The organism is Cryptosporangium sp. NPDC048952 (genome assembly GCF_043197895.1).
In the GTDB taxonomy this organism is placed as follows: domain Bacteria; phylum Actinomycetota; class Actinomycetes; order Mycobacteriales; family Cryptosporangiaceae; genus Cryptosporangium.
In genome coordinates this window covers 146,178-158,840 of the sequence record NZ_JBICTY010000001.1, presented here as the reverse complement: position 1 = coordinate 158,840, position 12,663 = coordinate 146,178, and the positions used below count along the sequence as shown (strand labels likewise).

Below are 12,663 nucleotides of genomic sequence, written 5' to 3'. Positions count from 1 at the left end.
CGGCTTCTCCGTTTCCACGAGCGAGTCAGGCGTCAGATGCCGCCGAAACCGCCCCCAGAGAACCCACCGCCGAAGCCGCCTCCGGCGTCCCCGGAGAACCCACCGCCGAAGTCGGCTCCGTACGTGCTCGACGGGCCTCCGTACGACGGTCTCGACGGACTCGACGGCCTCGGACCGCGCGGATGCTTCGTGATCCGTCGACCCGTCAGCTCTTCCCAGGTCAGCTCCTCCCCGTGACGATCGTCGTCGTGCCGCTCCCGCATCGCGGTCATCGTCTCGAGGCACCAGTACACGATCGTGTCGGGATTCTCGGAGCGCTCCGCATCCAGAGCGTCCTGAACGGCGACTGCCGTCACGTTCGCGAGCAAAGCGTCGCGCGAGTACGCCTCCAGGCTCGGGAGCCAAATCTCGAAGTACCGGCCCTGGCGTGACGACCGCACAGAACACGACCACACCGGCGCACCCGGTTCCAGTGCCCGCCCCAACGCCTCGGAGCGGCGCAGGAACGCGATCCGCTCCTCGAGTCGTTTCTTGATCCGATCGAACAATGCGTGCCGGTCCCGCCGTTCGATCGCTGCCGCCACGTGCGCCTCGAGGCCCACCGTCCGCTCGGCGTAGCGTCGAAAGGCATCGAGCAGTTCGACGTGCAGCCCGTCCCACAGAGCTTCGTACTCGGCGCGCAGCACCTTACGACGGCCGAGAACCCGAAAGCGGAAAAGCCACCACGTCCGACGCCAGGCGGGCCGCCACGGAGCTCTGAGTTTCTCGTTCGAGCCGTCGGCCACCTGCGCGATCGCCTGCACGGACTCGATGAGCTCCTGCGCGGCCGCTAACCATTTCTCCGCCTCGGCGTCCGGAAGCGGAACGGTGATCGCCCGACCTTTGGATTCACCGACGGCATACCGGGAGCGGTACTCGGCCGGCACGTCCATCAGGTCCCGGACGATCCGGTCTTCCCGCCCGGAGACATGCGTCCAGCTCATCGACGTCGCCCGGGCGCCGGGCAGTTGAGACAACGGCACGCACTGCACTGCTACGGGCACAGCCTCAGGCTAGTGAAACTATGGGGCCAACGATCCGGTCACGGCCATTATCGGAACGAGTGCGTCAACGCTCCGCTCACGACCCGCCGCGTGTCCGCCGGATCGATGACATCGTCGACCTCGAACACCGTGGCGACGTTCAGCGCTTTCCCGCGCTCGTAGTACTCGGCCACGAGCGCCTCGTACCGTTCCTTCCGCGCCGCGGGGTCGGAAATGGCGTCCAGTTCGGCTCGGTACCCCAGCCGGACCGCTCCCTCCAGACCCATGCCGCCGAACTCGCCGGTCGGCCAGGAGACGGTCAGCACGGGCGCGTGCAGCGAACCGCCCGCCATCGCCATCGCGCCGAGCCCGTAACACTTCCGGAGCACCACTGTCACCAGCGGCACCGTCAGCCGCGCCCCGGCCACGAACATCGCGCTGAAACGACGCACGGTGGCGGTGCGCTCGGCGTCGGGGCCGACCATGAAGCCCGGTGTGTCACAGAGCGACACGACCGGCAGCCGATGGGCTTCGCAAAGCTCCAGGAACGCTGCCGCCTTGTCGGATGCGTCGCCGTCGATCGCACCCCCGAGGTGCTCGGGGTTGTTGGCCAGCACGCCGACTGCGCGTCCCTCGATACGCGCCAGCGCGGTGACGACACCGGCGCCGAACCCGCCACGCAGCTCGAGCACGCTTCCGGTGTCGAACAGCGCGTCCAGAACCGGGCGGACCGGATACGCACGCAGCCGGTTCTCCGGTACAAGACTCCGCAGCACCCGCTGGTCACCAACAGTGACGTCGGGAGACCCAAAAAAGTACGAGAGCCACCGACGCGCGTGCGCGACCGCTGCCGCCTCGTCGGACACCAGGCAGTCAACGACACCGTTCGCCCATTGGACGTCCATCGGGCCGACGTCACCCGGAGCGACGACGCCCAGACCACCGCCCTCGATCATCGCCGGACCACCCATGCCGAGGCTGCTGCCCTCGGTCGCGATGATCGTGTCGCAGCTGCCGGCCAGTGCGGCGTTGCCGGCGAAGCAGTAGCCGGCAACGACGGCGAGCGTGGGAACCGTCCCCCGCAGCGCAGCGAGCAACCGGAACGTCTCCACGTCCAGCTGGGCGACCGCGGACGTGTCGGTGTCGCCGGGACGTCCGCCCCCGCCCTCGGCGAAGATCACCAGCGGTAGACGTTCCCGCGCGACGAGCGAGAACAGCCGATCGGTCTTCCGGTGGTTGTGGATGCCCTGGGTGCCCGCGAGCACCGTGTAGTCGTAGGTCATCACGGCGATCGGCTGCCCGTCGACGGTCCCGGTGCCGGTGATCAGCCCGTCGGCCGGAGTGCGGACGAGGAGCTCGGCCAGATCGCGACGGCGGCGCTGCGCGGCGATCGTCAGTGCGCCGTACTCCACGAAGCTGCCCGGATCCAGCAGGTCCGCGAGGTTCTCCCGGGCTGTGCGCCGCCCGGCGGTGTGCCTGCGCTCGGTCGCGGCTTGCCGGGCGTCGTCGTGGCCCAGTTCTTGCCGTTCGAGGACCTCGGCCAGATCCGGGCGGATCCGGGCGGGATCAGCGGTCTCTGCCGCGGACGGGACCGCGGACGCCTCGGCGGACTCCGTGAGGAACACGAGCGGCGCGCCGAGCGGAACCGTGTCGCCCACCTTGACCGCCACGGTGTCGACACGGCCGGCGCGCCCGCTGCGCACGACGTGCTCCATCTTCATCGCCTCGAGGACGACGAGCTCCGCGTCGGCGGCGACCAGGTCACCTTCGCCGACCGACACCGCGACGACCACGCCGAGCAGCGGGCTGACGACCGCACCGGCCACTGATGGAGGCTCCGGATCGGGCACCTGCTCGTCGACGAAGGTCGTGCGAAGCGTGCCGTCGGTGTGCGCGAGCACGGTCTGCAGCTGCGCGATGTTGACCGGCACTCCGTCGAGATCGAACTCGGCGAGAGCGCGGGACACCCGCGCGACGGCCGCCTCCAGCGTCGGACCGGTGCCGATGACCTTGGCCAGCAGCGAGTCGTAGCGCGGACCGACCTCCCAGCCGACGTAACCGTGCGTGTCGACGCGGACGCCCCGCCCGGTCGGCGGCTGGAAGCGGGTGAGCGTCCCGACCGACTCGGTGTTGACGCGGGCCTGCACCGCGAACCCGCGGCTGGACACCGCATCGGGGACCGTTCCGCCCTGCGCGACCCGCAGCGAGAGCTCCACCAGGTCCAGGCCGGTCACCTCCTCGGTGACCGTGTGTTCGACCTGGATCCGCGGGTTCACTTCGAGGAACGCGATCCGGTCTCCGGTGACCAGGAATTCCACTGTCGCCAGCCCGGAGTAGTCGGTGACGAGCGTCCGCGCGGCCTCGTGCAATGACGACCGCACGGAATCCGTCAGCGCCGGCGCCGGGGCGACCTCGACGAGCTTCTGCCGCCGCCGCTGCGCCGAACAATCCCGGTCACCCAGCACCACCGTGGCCGTGCCGTCGCCGACGACCTGCACCTCGATGTGCCTGGCGTCGATCAAGAGCTGTTCGACGTAAAGGGCGCCGTCGCCGAACGACGCGCGTGCCTCGGACGCGCACCGGCGCAGCGCCTCGTCGAGATCTTCCGGACGGGTCACCGGACGCATACCTCGGCCACCGCCGCCCGACAGGGCCTTCACCATCACGGCGCCGTGCTCGGCGAGAAAGTCGGGAGCCGCGTCGAGGTCGGAGGTGCCTGCCAGCACCGGGATGCCGAGCGCTCGGGCGCGTTCCCGCGCGGCGACTTTGTCGCCGAACAGCTCCAGCGACTCCGGTGACGGGCCGACGAACGTGATCCCGGCAGCAGCGCAGGCGCGGGCCAGCGCCGGACTCTCGGACAGGAATCCGTAGCCCGGGTGCAGCGCATCGCAGCCGGTGCGCACGGCCGCGTCCACCATCGCTGCCACGTCGAGGTAGGCCGCGGCACCTGCCTTCGGCAGGCGAACTGCCTCGTCGGCGCTCCTGACGTGCGCCGACCTCGCGTCGTCATCGGGGTGAACAGCAACCGTTTCGACGCCGAGCGCGGCGGCCGTCGCGCAGATGCGGACCGCGATCTCGGCCCGGTTGGCGACCAGCAGCTTCACCGGTCGCTCCGGCGGAGCACGATTCCGGCGGCTTCCCGGTCCCAGACGTCGCCGAGCCCGGCGTCCCGGAGCTGGTGTTTGTGCACCTTCTGCGTCGGCGTCTTGGGCAGTTCGTCGGCGAAGGCGACATAGCGGGGAACCATGAAGTACGGCATCCGGTCGACGAGGAAGCGGGTGAGCTCGGCGGGGTCGATCGTGCGGCCCTCACGGGGGACGACGACGGCCTTGATCTCGTCCTCGGTGAGCTCGGACGGCACCGCGACGACGGCGCTCTCGTAGACGTCCGGGTGCTCGTTGATCACCCGCTCGACCTCGAAGCTCGAGATGTTTTCGCCGCGGCGGCGCAGGGAGTCCTTCATCCGGTCGGAGAAGTAGTAGCGCCCGTCGGCGTCGGTACGGAACGCGTCGCCGGTGTGCACCCAGCCGTCGACGAGCGTCTCCGCGGTCTTTTCAGGCAGGTTGTGGTAGCCGCGCATGACCAGCAGCGGATCTCTGGGGCGCACGAGGAGCTCGCCGTCGACCAACTTGAGCTCGTACTCGTCCCTCGGAAAGCCACACTCGCCGCCGACGAGGGTTTCCGGCGGTCCGTTGAGTACCGCGCCGATTTCGCTCATGCCGTAAACAGCAGCCAGATCGACGTCGAACCGCGCGCGGAAGCTGTCGATGTCGCTGGCCAACGGCGCCATGATCGCGAGTTCGAGCGGGTTGTCGGCATCGTCCGGGCGGCGTTCGGCCTGCTGGAGCAGCTCGGCCATCGCGCCGAGCATCACGGTGACCGTGATGCCGTGCTCGCGGACCGTCGGCCAGAACCGGCTGACCGAGAACGACGGTTCGAGGACGCAGACCGCACGGTGGATGAGCGCCTGGTAGACGCCGTACCACTGGCCGGCGAGGTGGAAGAGCGGCAGCGTGACGAGGATGCGGTCGTTCTGCACCGGCCGCGCCTGGTCCTCGCGGGACGCGTACGTGTAGGCGTGGGCGTGCGAGATCAGGACGCCTTTGGACAGTCCCGTGGTGCCGGAGGTGTACATGTAGGCCATCAGGTCGTCGGCACTTTGTTTCTGTGGTGACGCCGGTTCGTGGCTGAGTAGCTCGTCGAATTCGCGGACCTCGAAACGAGACCCGGTGGGCTTCTCACCGCGGACGACGAGCGTGCGCAGTGCGGTGAGGTCGTCCGCGATTCGTTCGATGCGGTCGACGTAGCCGTCCTCGACGACCAGGACCTCGGCGCCGGAATCGTTCAGCACGTGGGTGAGGAAGCCACCCTTGTAGGCCGAGTTGATCGGCACCTCGACGAAGTTGCCGAGGGAGGCGCCGGTCCAGGCGTGGACGGCGTCGAGCGAGTTGTCGGTGAGGAGTGCGACCGGGTTCTGGCGCTTCAGGCCCAGGGACGTCAGACCGGCCGCGAACCTCAGCGATCGCTCGTGACTCTCCGCAACCGTGTACCGGCTGTCGCGCCCGATCTGGACGACCTCGTCAGGAATCTCGGCGAGCGCGCGATCGTAGGCCGCGCGCAGCGTCCGCTCGGATACCTCCGGTAAGCCCACCTGCGCTACTTTACATTCGTGTCAAGTCGCCGGGACGGTTTGCTGGATTCCGCAGAGGACGTGTTCTGCCGGCTGGGATACGCCAGGACGACGATCGCAGCGCTGGCCGACGCGGCCGGTGTGACCCGGCCGACCGTCTATGCCTACTTTCCGTCGAAGGACGACGTGTTCCGCGCGCTGGCCGACCGTGTCCGCGACGAGTTCCTGCTGCTGCAGGAGCGGGTGGACACTTCGTCACCGGCCCGCACCGTGCGGGAGGCGCTCGACGCTTTCCTGGCGGCCTACACGCGGCACTACGGCGTGCTGACGGTGATCGCGCACCAGGCGCTCGCCGATCCGGCGATGCGTTCGCTACGGGACGACATGTTCGCGCGGGTGGAGCGGCGGAACGCTCGTTTCCTGGAGCGGTTGGTGGCGGCTGGGCGGGCATCCCCGGCCATCCCGCCGGCGGATCTCGCGCGGGCGGTGACGGGGTTGACGGCGCGAAGCGCCGAGCGGGCTGTTGATTCGCCGGGCGAGTTGCCGGTGCTCGCCGATCAGCTGGTCACGTGTTACCTGCGGTTGGCGGGGATCGCCGAAGGGTAGGTCTGTTTCGTGAGCACAGGGGAGCTGATCACGGGCATCTGCTGGCTGCTGCTGATCGTGGGGTCGGTGGGGTGGCTGGCCGTCGGGCTGGTGCGGGTCGCCCGCCGCCCACGCCGCCGCTGGTTCCGCGCGACCCGCTGAGGCGTGCACGGGTTGGGGAGCCATAGGCCCCCGAAGCGTGCAACGCTCGTCAGGCCGTCAGGAGTTGGCGGGGGGAGTCTTCCGCGTCGCCGTTGCCCGATATCGCCAGTAGGTGGCCGGGGATGGCCGCCAGGTCCCGCACCTCGTCGCCCGGCGGCACCGCGTAGCTCCAGTCGCCGTCCCAGGTCGCGACCGCCGATGACGTCGACGACCCGTACGCGACGGCACGGGTGCCGTCCGCGCCCACCGCCACCTGCGCCCAGGTCGCGTCCCGCCCGCCCTTCACAGCACCCAGCCGACGCGCCGCGCCGTCCACCTCCCACACCGAGATCCCCTCCCCCGGCACCCGCACCGCGACCAGGCAAACGGCTCCCGCGCACGACAGATCGAGCGCGTGCGCCACCGGCTCGGAGCCCAGCCGAACGGCCCGCCACGTCGTCAGGTCCGCCGATCCGAGCCACACCGTCGGCCGCAGCGAACCCCCCGACACGGAATGCCCCAGCACCACCGGCCGACCACCGAGCACACCCAGCCCGCTGGCCAGGAACCCGGTGCTCCGCAGGCCAGTCGCCGAACGCACCCACTTCGAGCCGGTGGAACGCCAGAACGCGGGCTCCGGTGTCTCGGAGGCCCAGTTCCCCAACAGCAGCGGACGCCCGCCCACGGTCTGCAGCGCGACCAGCCCCAGACTGTCCGGCCCGCCGAACGTCTCGAACGTCTGCGGCAGATCGTCGACCCCACCCGACACCGTGCCCGACCAGATCGTCCAGCGCGGTATGCCATGGGCACCCCCGGCGCGTTGTCCGACGAAGCTCACCGAATCCCCCGAGAGCGTCGCCGTCACGAGGTCGGCGGTCGGGCCGTAGGACGAGCGGGGACGCAGCGTGACTGGTGTCGCCGAGCGTCCCGACACGGTCCAGGCCGCCGGCGCGTACCGGCCGCGCTCACCGGCGACCAACACCCGCTCACCGTCCACGGCGAACGTCCTCGGATATGCCCCCGCGAGCCCGATCGGCTTCCACTCGAGCCGTGGCGACGAGGACGGAGTGCACGCGGACACAGCGACGAGGACCATCGTCAATGCCACCGCGCTCATCCGGGACACTCTTCTACTGTACGGATTCGGTACCCGGTGTCCGGTCCGGCTATCCTCCGTCTCACCGGCCACAGTGGTCAGTCAAAGGCGGGCACGCATGATGACGAGGTTCGCGCACGCAGTCCTGGTCGCCACGCTCTTTGTCGTCACCGCCTGTAGTTATTCGCAGACAGACCCCGAGCCCGCACCCAATACCAAGCCCAGCCCGTCCCCCACGCAGGACGAGGCCGACCTCGTCGCCGCGTTACGCCGCACCCAGCGCGCCCCGCACCACTTCGCGATCGACGCCGACCTGCCGAAGAACGAGCACCTCACCGGCACCGGCGCGTTCGACGTCACGAAGCTGCTGTACGAGTCGTCGACGAAAGCGCTCGAGCGGATCGTCGTCGGCACCGACTACTACCAGCGCGACAAGGGCAGCGGCTGGGTCCACGTCGACTTGAAACGTCTCAAGAAGGACAGCGAGCTCCACTTCGCGATCGCCGACGCCACCGGGCTCCTGCAGTTCGCCGACGCGATCACCGACGCGCACAAGACGGGGCCGAACACCTACGACGGTCGGTTCCAGCCCGACACCGAGGACTTCAAGGAGCCGTTCCTGCCGCTCGGCGCTCCGAGCCTCTGGTCGATCGGTCTGCGGGTGTCGCCGTTCACGGCCACCGTCGACGCCCGGGGTTGGGTCACCGCGATCACGCTGGAACTGACTCCGACCGACAGCCCCACGCTGCGCATGGAAGCCACGCTGAGCAGACACGGCAAGCCGATCGACGTCGCAAAGCCCAGGGCGCAGGAAGCCGACGAGGCGTTCTACAGGTAGAACGCGTCGTACGCGAGCCACGCCGCCAGGCCGAGGCCGGCGAGCGCGATCACCACGCGAAGGGCGTCGGACGGCGCGTGGCGCACCACGATCGGACCGATCCGGGCGCCGACGAAACAGCCGATCGCCAGTGGCAGCGCCGCCGACCACACGACGGGTCCGAACAGCGCGAACCCGATCGCCGCGACGCCGTTCGCCGCGCCGAGCACCACGTTGCGGTAGGCCCCGGCCCTGGCCAGCGTCCCGGTTCCGATCGCCAGCAGCACCGCGAGCATCAGGACGCCCGCGGCCGCGCCGAAGTACCCGCCGTAGATGCCGATCAGGAAAATCGAGACCAGGGTGGGCCAGGCCGGCCGGCTTTCGAGCGCCTGCACCTCGCCCGGCCGCCGGATCAGAATCGCGATCGACGCCCCGCCGATCAGGAACGGCACGATCTTCTCGAACGCGTCCGAGGGGGTCCACAGCAGCAGAACGCCACCCAGAGCGCCGCCCAGCAGACTCACACCGGCGAGTTCCAGCGCCCGCTTCCAGTGCCCCTTCAGCTCCGGACGGGATCCGGACACTGCCCCCACCGTGTTGGCCAGCAACGCCACCGAGTTAGTCACGTTCGCCGCGAGCGGCGGCAGACCGACGGCCAGCAGCGCCGGATAGCTGGCCAGCGACGCCAGCCCGGCGATGGTGCCGGTGAGGCCGGCCCCGACACCGGCGACGACGAGCAGCAGGAACGTCATACGTTCTCGGACAGCAGCACCGCGCGCGTCCCCGCCTCCACCGCTTCGAAGACATGGGCGACGTCACCCGGGTACTTCACGTAGTCGCCGGGCACCACCTCGACGGGGTCGTCACTCAACCCCACCAGCGCCCGTCCGGTACAGATCACCACGTGCTCCACCGTTCCCGGCAAATGGGGATCCGATGCACGCGGCCGCCCGGGTTCTGCGGAGATCAGGTAGATGTCCCGCCGAGCGTTCGGTGGGCACGCGGCCAGCAGGGTGGCGACGTACTCCGCGTGTTCGGAGTAGATCGTCGGGCCCTCCCCGGCGCGGATGACCTGCACCTTCGGAATGGCCGGCTCGACCAGCCGGGAGAACGGCACGTCGAGCGCGACGCTCAGCGCCCACAATGTCTCCACGCTGGGGTTTCCGCTGCCGGACTCGAGCTGCGAGAGCGTTGATTTCGCGATCCCCGCCTGTTTCGCGACCTCGCTTAGCGACAGCCGAGCGCGCGCCCGCTCGCGCCGTAGTGAGGCCGCGATGACGTCCAGCGGGGCTCCCCGCCGCGGGTTGTCGGTCACTGGGTTCGCTCCATCGGTCTATTCGTTCGCCTTGACGAACGTGGATCCACCGTTCATCGTATCTTGCTATGCGTTCGATTTACCGAACACTCGGCCCGGCGCTGGTCCGGAGCGTCGCCCTCGTCTGCCTCGCCGATGCGTTGGTCGGGCTCTCGTTCGGGGCGATCGCGGTCAGTACCGGCTTCCCGCTGTGGGTTCCGATGGTCCTGTCCGTCGTCGTCTTCGCCGGCGCGGCGCAGTTCCTGTTCATCGGGCTGATCGCCGCTGGCGGCAGCCCGCTGGCCGCTGTCGCGGCCGCTCTGCTGGTCAACGCCCGGCATCTCCCGTTCGGTTTTGCAGTTGGCGACGCAGTCGTAGGCGACGCCGTGGGCCGCGCCGGTTGGCTCCGGCGGCTGGTCGGCTCACACCTGATGACGGACGAGACCGTGGCGTTCACCCTGGCTGAGGACGATCCGCGGCGTCGGCGGGCCGTGTACTGGGCGACCGGAACCGCGTTGTTCGTGTGCTGGAACGTGTCCGTGGTCCTCGGCGGGCTGGCCGGCTCCGCGATCAGCGACACCGGCGCGCTCGGGCTGGATGCCGCGTTCCCGGCGGTGCTGCTCGCACTGGTGCTGCCGTCGCTGAACGATCCGAAGACACGCTGGGCCGCGCTGATCGGCCTCGTCGTCGCGCTGGCGACCACGCCGCTGCTCCCGGCCGGAGCGCCCGTGCTGCTGGCGCTGAGCGGGGTGATGATCGTCGAGGTGATCGGCCGATGGAAGAGGACCCCGGCATGGTGATCGCTATCGTCGTCCTGAGCGTGGGAACTCTCGGATTCCGCCTCGCCGGTCCGCTGCTCCGGGAGCGGTTGACGCTCTCGCCGCGGATCGAATCGCTGATGGGACGGCTCACCGTGGTGCTGCTGGTCGCGTTGGTCGCAACCACGGCGACGCTCGAGGGCGGCGAATTCGCCGGGATCGCGCGCCCGGCCGGCGTCCTCGTGGGTGGTGTTCTGGCCTGGCGCAAGGCACCGTTCGTGGTGGTCGTGATCGCGGCCGCCGCAACGGCTGCGATCCTGCGTCTGCTCGGCGTCCCTTGATCTCAGGAGAACCACGTGGGTAGGAAGAGAACGCTCGTCCTCGGCGCGGCCATCGCCCTGGTCGCGGCGAACCTCCGACCGGCGTTGGCCAGCGTCGGCCCCGTGCTTTCCGACATCCGCGTGGACCTCGGTCTCTCCGGCACCGGGGCGTCGCTGCTGACGTCCCTGCCGGTGATCTGCCTCGGCGCGATCGCGGCGTTCGCTCCGGTGCTCTCCCGGCGCTGGGGCAGCGAGCGCGTGATCGCGATGGTCGTGGCCGTGATCGCGGTCGGGCTGGTGCTGCGCGTCACCGACGGCCGGGTGGCGCTGTTCCTCGGTTCGATCGTCGTGGCCGGTGCGATCGCGATCGCGAACGTGTTGATCCCCGCCGTGATCAAGCGCGACTTCGCCGGCCACACCGGCACGATGACCGGCGTCTACACGATGTCGCTGTCCGGAGCTGCCGCGGTCGCCGCCGGCGCCACGGTTCCCCTCAGTGACGCAACCGATCAGGGCTGGCGCGGCGGACTCGCGTTCTGGGCGATCCCGGCCGCCGTCGCGTTCATCGTCTGGACGCTCCTGGTCTGGGTCCCGGCCCGGCGGAACCCCACGATCGCACCACCGCCCGGGGCGAGCGGATCCCTCCTCCGCGACCGCCTCGCCTGGTACATCACGCTCTACTTCGGCCTGCAGTCGCTGTCCTTCTACAGCGTCCTGTCCTGGCTTCCGTCGATCTACCGCGACGAGGGCTACGACCCGGCCACCGCCGGACTCCTGCTCTCGATCTCCGCGTTCGTGCAGATCCCGGTCTCGCTCGTGCTGCCCCCGTTCGCGTCCCGGGCGGCCGACCAGCGTCTGCACACGCTCGCCTGCACGATCGCGACGATCGCGGGCCTGGCCGGCGTGATGGTCGCGCCGAGCGGAGCGCCGTACCTGTGGGTGGTGCTCCTCGGCATCGGCCAGGGCGGCTCGTTCGGCCTCGGTCTGCTGCTGTTCTCGCTGCGTACCCGTACCACCGCGGCCACTGCCCGGCTCTCCGCGCAGGCGCAGACCGTAGGCTATCTGCTGGCCGCGATGGGACCGCTGCTCGTCGGCGCGGTGCACGACGTCACCGACTCCTGGTCGGTGCCGGTGGGGCTGCTGATCGCGCTGATGGTTCCGCAGATCGTGTTCGGCCTGCTGGCCGGTGCCCGCCGGTTCGTGGGCCCCGAGGTCAAAGAGACCGCAGAAACTTCGCGGTAGCGGCGTCAGCCGGGTAGAACGACTCGATCGCGAGCTCCGCGACCGTGACGTCGAGCGGCGTGCCGAACACCGCGGTCATGCTCAAGAACGACAGTTCCTGGTCTGCGTGCCGGTACCGCAGCGGTACGACGACGTCGTGCGGCTGGGGCGTCGCCTCGCTGTCGAGACCGCCGGGGTACGCGGCGAGCTCGGCGTGCAGCGCTGCCGCTGCCCGGTCACCGGTCTGCGTGACCTGTCGCTCCAGCCGGGTGAGCAGGTGCGCCCGCCATTCGCCGAGGTTGACGATGTGCGGCGCCATTCCGTTCGGATGCAGGCTCAGCCGGAGCACGTTGATCGGCGGCTCCAGCAGATCGGCGCTGACCGACTCGGCGAACACCTGCAGACCACTGTTCGCGTCGACCAGGTTCCAGTGCTGGTCGATCACGATGGCCGGGTTCGGTGCATGTCCTTCCAGGACCTGCCGCAACGCGCTGCGCACGGCGTCCAGCGAAGGATCGTCGAGACCGTGGTCCGGGAAAGCGGGTGCGTACCCACCGGCGAGCAGGAGCGCGTTGCGCTCGCGCAACGGAACGTCCAGCTCCTCGCAGAGCCGAAGGATCATCTCGCTGGTGGGGCGCGAACGGCCGGTCTCGATGAAGCTCAGGTGCCGGGCGGAGACGTCGGCCTGCAGCGAAAGGCTCAGCTGAGTGAGCCGACGCCGCTCCCGCCAGCCGCGCAGCAACTCTCCTACTGCGGGCTGGCGGGTCATACTTTCTGAA

General features: G+C 69.7%; 13 protein-coding genes. 6 read left to right on the top strand and 7 right to left on the bottom strand.

Annotation, left to right across the window (positions count from 1 at the left end; all coding sequences use genetic code 11):
- Positions 1–32 precede the first annotated feature (32 nt).
- The 3 genes from ACGFY5_RS00785 to ACGFY5_RS00775 are packed head-to-tail and all read right to left on the bottom strand — an operon-like array spanning position 33 to position 5,673.
- Positions 33–1,043: a hypothetical protein gene (locus tag ACGFY5_RS00785; protein ID WP_392715860.1), complete on the bottom strand. Its 1,011-nt coding sequence runs from the start codon at positions 1,041–1,043 to the stop codon at positions 33–35.
- A 47-nt stretch (positions 1,044–1,090) separates the two neighbouring features.
- Positions 1,091–4,126, bottom strand: a complete 3,036-nt coding sequence (locus tag ACGFY5_RS00780) for a carboxyl transferase domain-containing protein (protein WP_392715858.1) — start codon at positions 4,124–4,126, stop codon at positions 1,091–1,093.
- A complete protein-coding gene (locus ACGFY5_RS00775) occupies positions 4,123–5,673 on the bottom strand; it encodes an AMP-binding protein (protein ID WP_392715856.1) in 1,551 nt (516 codons plus the stop codon). The genes ACGFY5_RS00780 and ACGFY5_RS00775 overlap by 4 nt, the downstream gene beginning before the upstream one ends.
- An 18-nt stretch (positions 5,674–5,691) precedes the next feature.
- Here ACGFY5_RS00775 and ACGFY5_RS00770 point away from each other — a divergent pair, with 18 nt between their 5' ends.
- Positions 5,692–6,258 (top strand): TetR/AcrR family transcriptional regulator, encoded by a 567-nt coding sequence (locus ACGFY5_RS00770; protein WP_392715854.1) that lies wholly within the window; start codon positions 5,692–5,694, stop codon positions 6,256–6,258.
- 9 nt (positions 6,259–6,267) lie between these two features.
- On the top strand, positions 6,268–6,399 hold the full coding sequence (locus tag ACGFY5_RS00765) for a hypothetical protein (RefSeq protein WP_392715852.1): 132 nt from the start codon (positions 6,268–6,270) through the stop codon (positions 6,397–6,399).
- A 49-nt stretch (positions 6,400–6,448) separates the two neighbouring features.
- On the opposite strand, the gene ACGFY5_RS00760 is transcribed toward ACGFY5_RS00765, so the two are convergent.
- On the bottom strand, positions 6,449–7,495 hold the full coding sequence (locus ACGFY5_RS00760; RefSeq protein ID WP_392715850.1) for a hypothetical protein: 1,047 nt from the start codon (positions 7,493–7,495) through the stop codon (positions 6,449–6,451).
- A gap of 97 nt (positions 7,496–7,592) precedes the next feature.
- On the opposite strand from ACGFY5_RS00760, the gene ACGFY5_RS00755 reads away from it, so the two are divergent.
- Entirely contained in the window at positions 7,593–8,312 is a 720-nt protein-coding gene (locus ACGFY5_RS00755) for a hypothetical protein (RefSeq protein ID WP_392715849.1), read from the top strand.
- On the opposite strand, the gene ACGFY5_RS00750 is transcribed toward ACGFY5_RS00755, so the two are convergent.
- Both ACGFY5_RS00750 and ACGFY5_RS00745 read right to left on the bottom strand, forming a co-directional pair.
- The gene (locus tag ACGFY5_RS00750) at positions 8,303–9,043 is read right to left on the bottom strand and encodes a sulfite exporter TauE/SafE family protein (RefSeq protein WP_392715848.1); all 741 of its coding nucleotides are present in this window, start codon (positions 9,041–9,043) and stop codon (positions 8,303–8,305) included. The genes ACGFY5_RS00755 and ACGFY5_RS00750 overlap by 10 nt on opposite strands.
- Positions 9,040–9,606 (bottom strand): helix-turn-helix domain-containing protein, encoded by a 567-nt coding sequence (locus tag ACGFY5_RS00745; RefSeq protein ID WP_392715846.1) that lies wholly within the window; start codon positions 9,604–9,606, stop codon positions 9,040–9,042. The genes ACGFY5_RS00750 and ACGFY5_RS00745 overlap by 4 nt, the downstream gene beginning before the upstream one ends.
- 68 nt (positions 9,607–9,674) lie before the next feature.
- Here ACGFY5_RS00745 and ACGFY5_RS00740 point away from each other — a divergent pair, with 68 nt between their 5' ends.
- Genes ACGFY5_RS00740 through ACGFY5_RS00730 form a run of 3 tightly spaced genes read left to right on the top strand, consistent with a single transcriptional unit; the run spans position 9,675 to position 11,905 of the window.
- Positions 9,675–10,385, top strand: a complete 711-nt coding sequence (locus tag ACGFY5_RS00740) for an AzlC family ABC transporter permease (RefSeq protein WP_392715844.1) — start codon at positions 9,675–9,677, stop codon at positions 10,383–10,385.
- Positions 10,379–10,684 (top strand): AzlD domain-containing protein, encoded by a 306-nt coding sequence (locus ACGFY5_RS00735; protein WP_392715842.1) that lies wholly within the window; start codon positions 10,379–10,381, stop codon positions 10,682–10,684. Before ACGFY5_RS00740 ends, ACGFY5_RS00735 begins: the two co-directional genes overlap by 7 nt.
- Positions 10,685–10,699: 15 nt before the next feature.
- Positions 10,700–11,905 (top strand): CynX/NimT family MFS transporter, encoded by a 1,206-nt coding sequence (locus ACGFY5_RS00730; RefSeq protein WP_392715840.1) that lies wholly within the window; start codon positions 10,700–10,702, stop codon positions 11,903–11,905.
- Here the strand turns inward: ACGFY5_RS00730 and ACGFY5_RS00725 are convergent.
- Positions 11,877–12,653: a helix-turn-helix domain-containing protein gene (locus ACGFY5_RS00725; RefSeq protein ID WP_392715838.1), complete on the bottom strand. Its 777-nt coding sequence runs from the start codon at positions 12,651–12,653 to the stop codon at positions 11,877–11,879. The genes ACGFY5_RS00730 and ACGFY5_RS00725 overlap by 29 nt on opposite strands.
- Positions 12,654–12,663 lie beyond the last annotated feature (10 nt).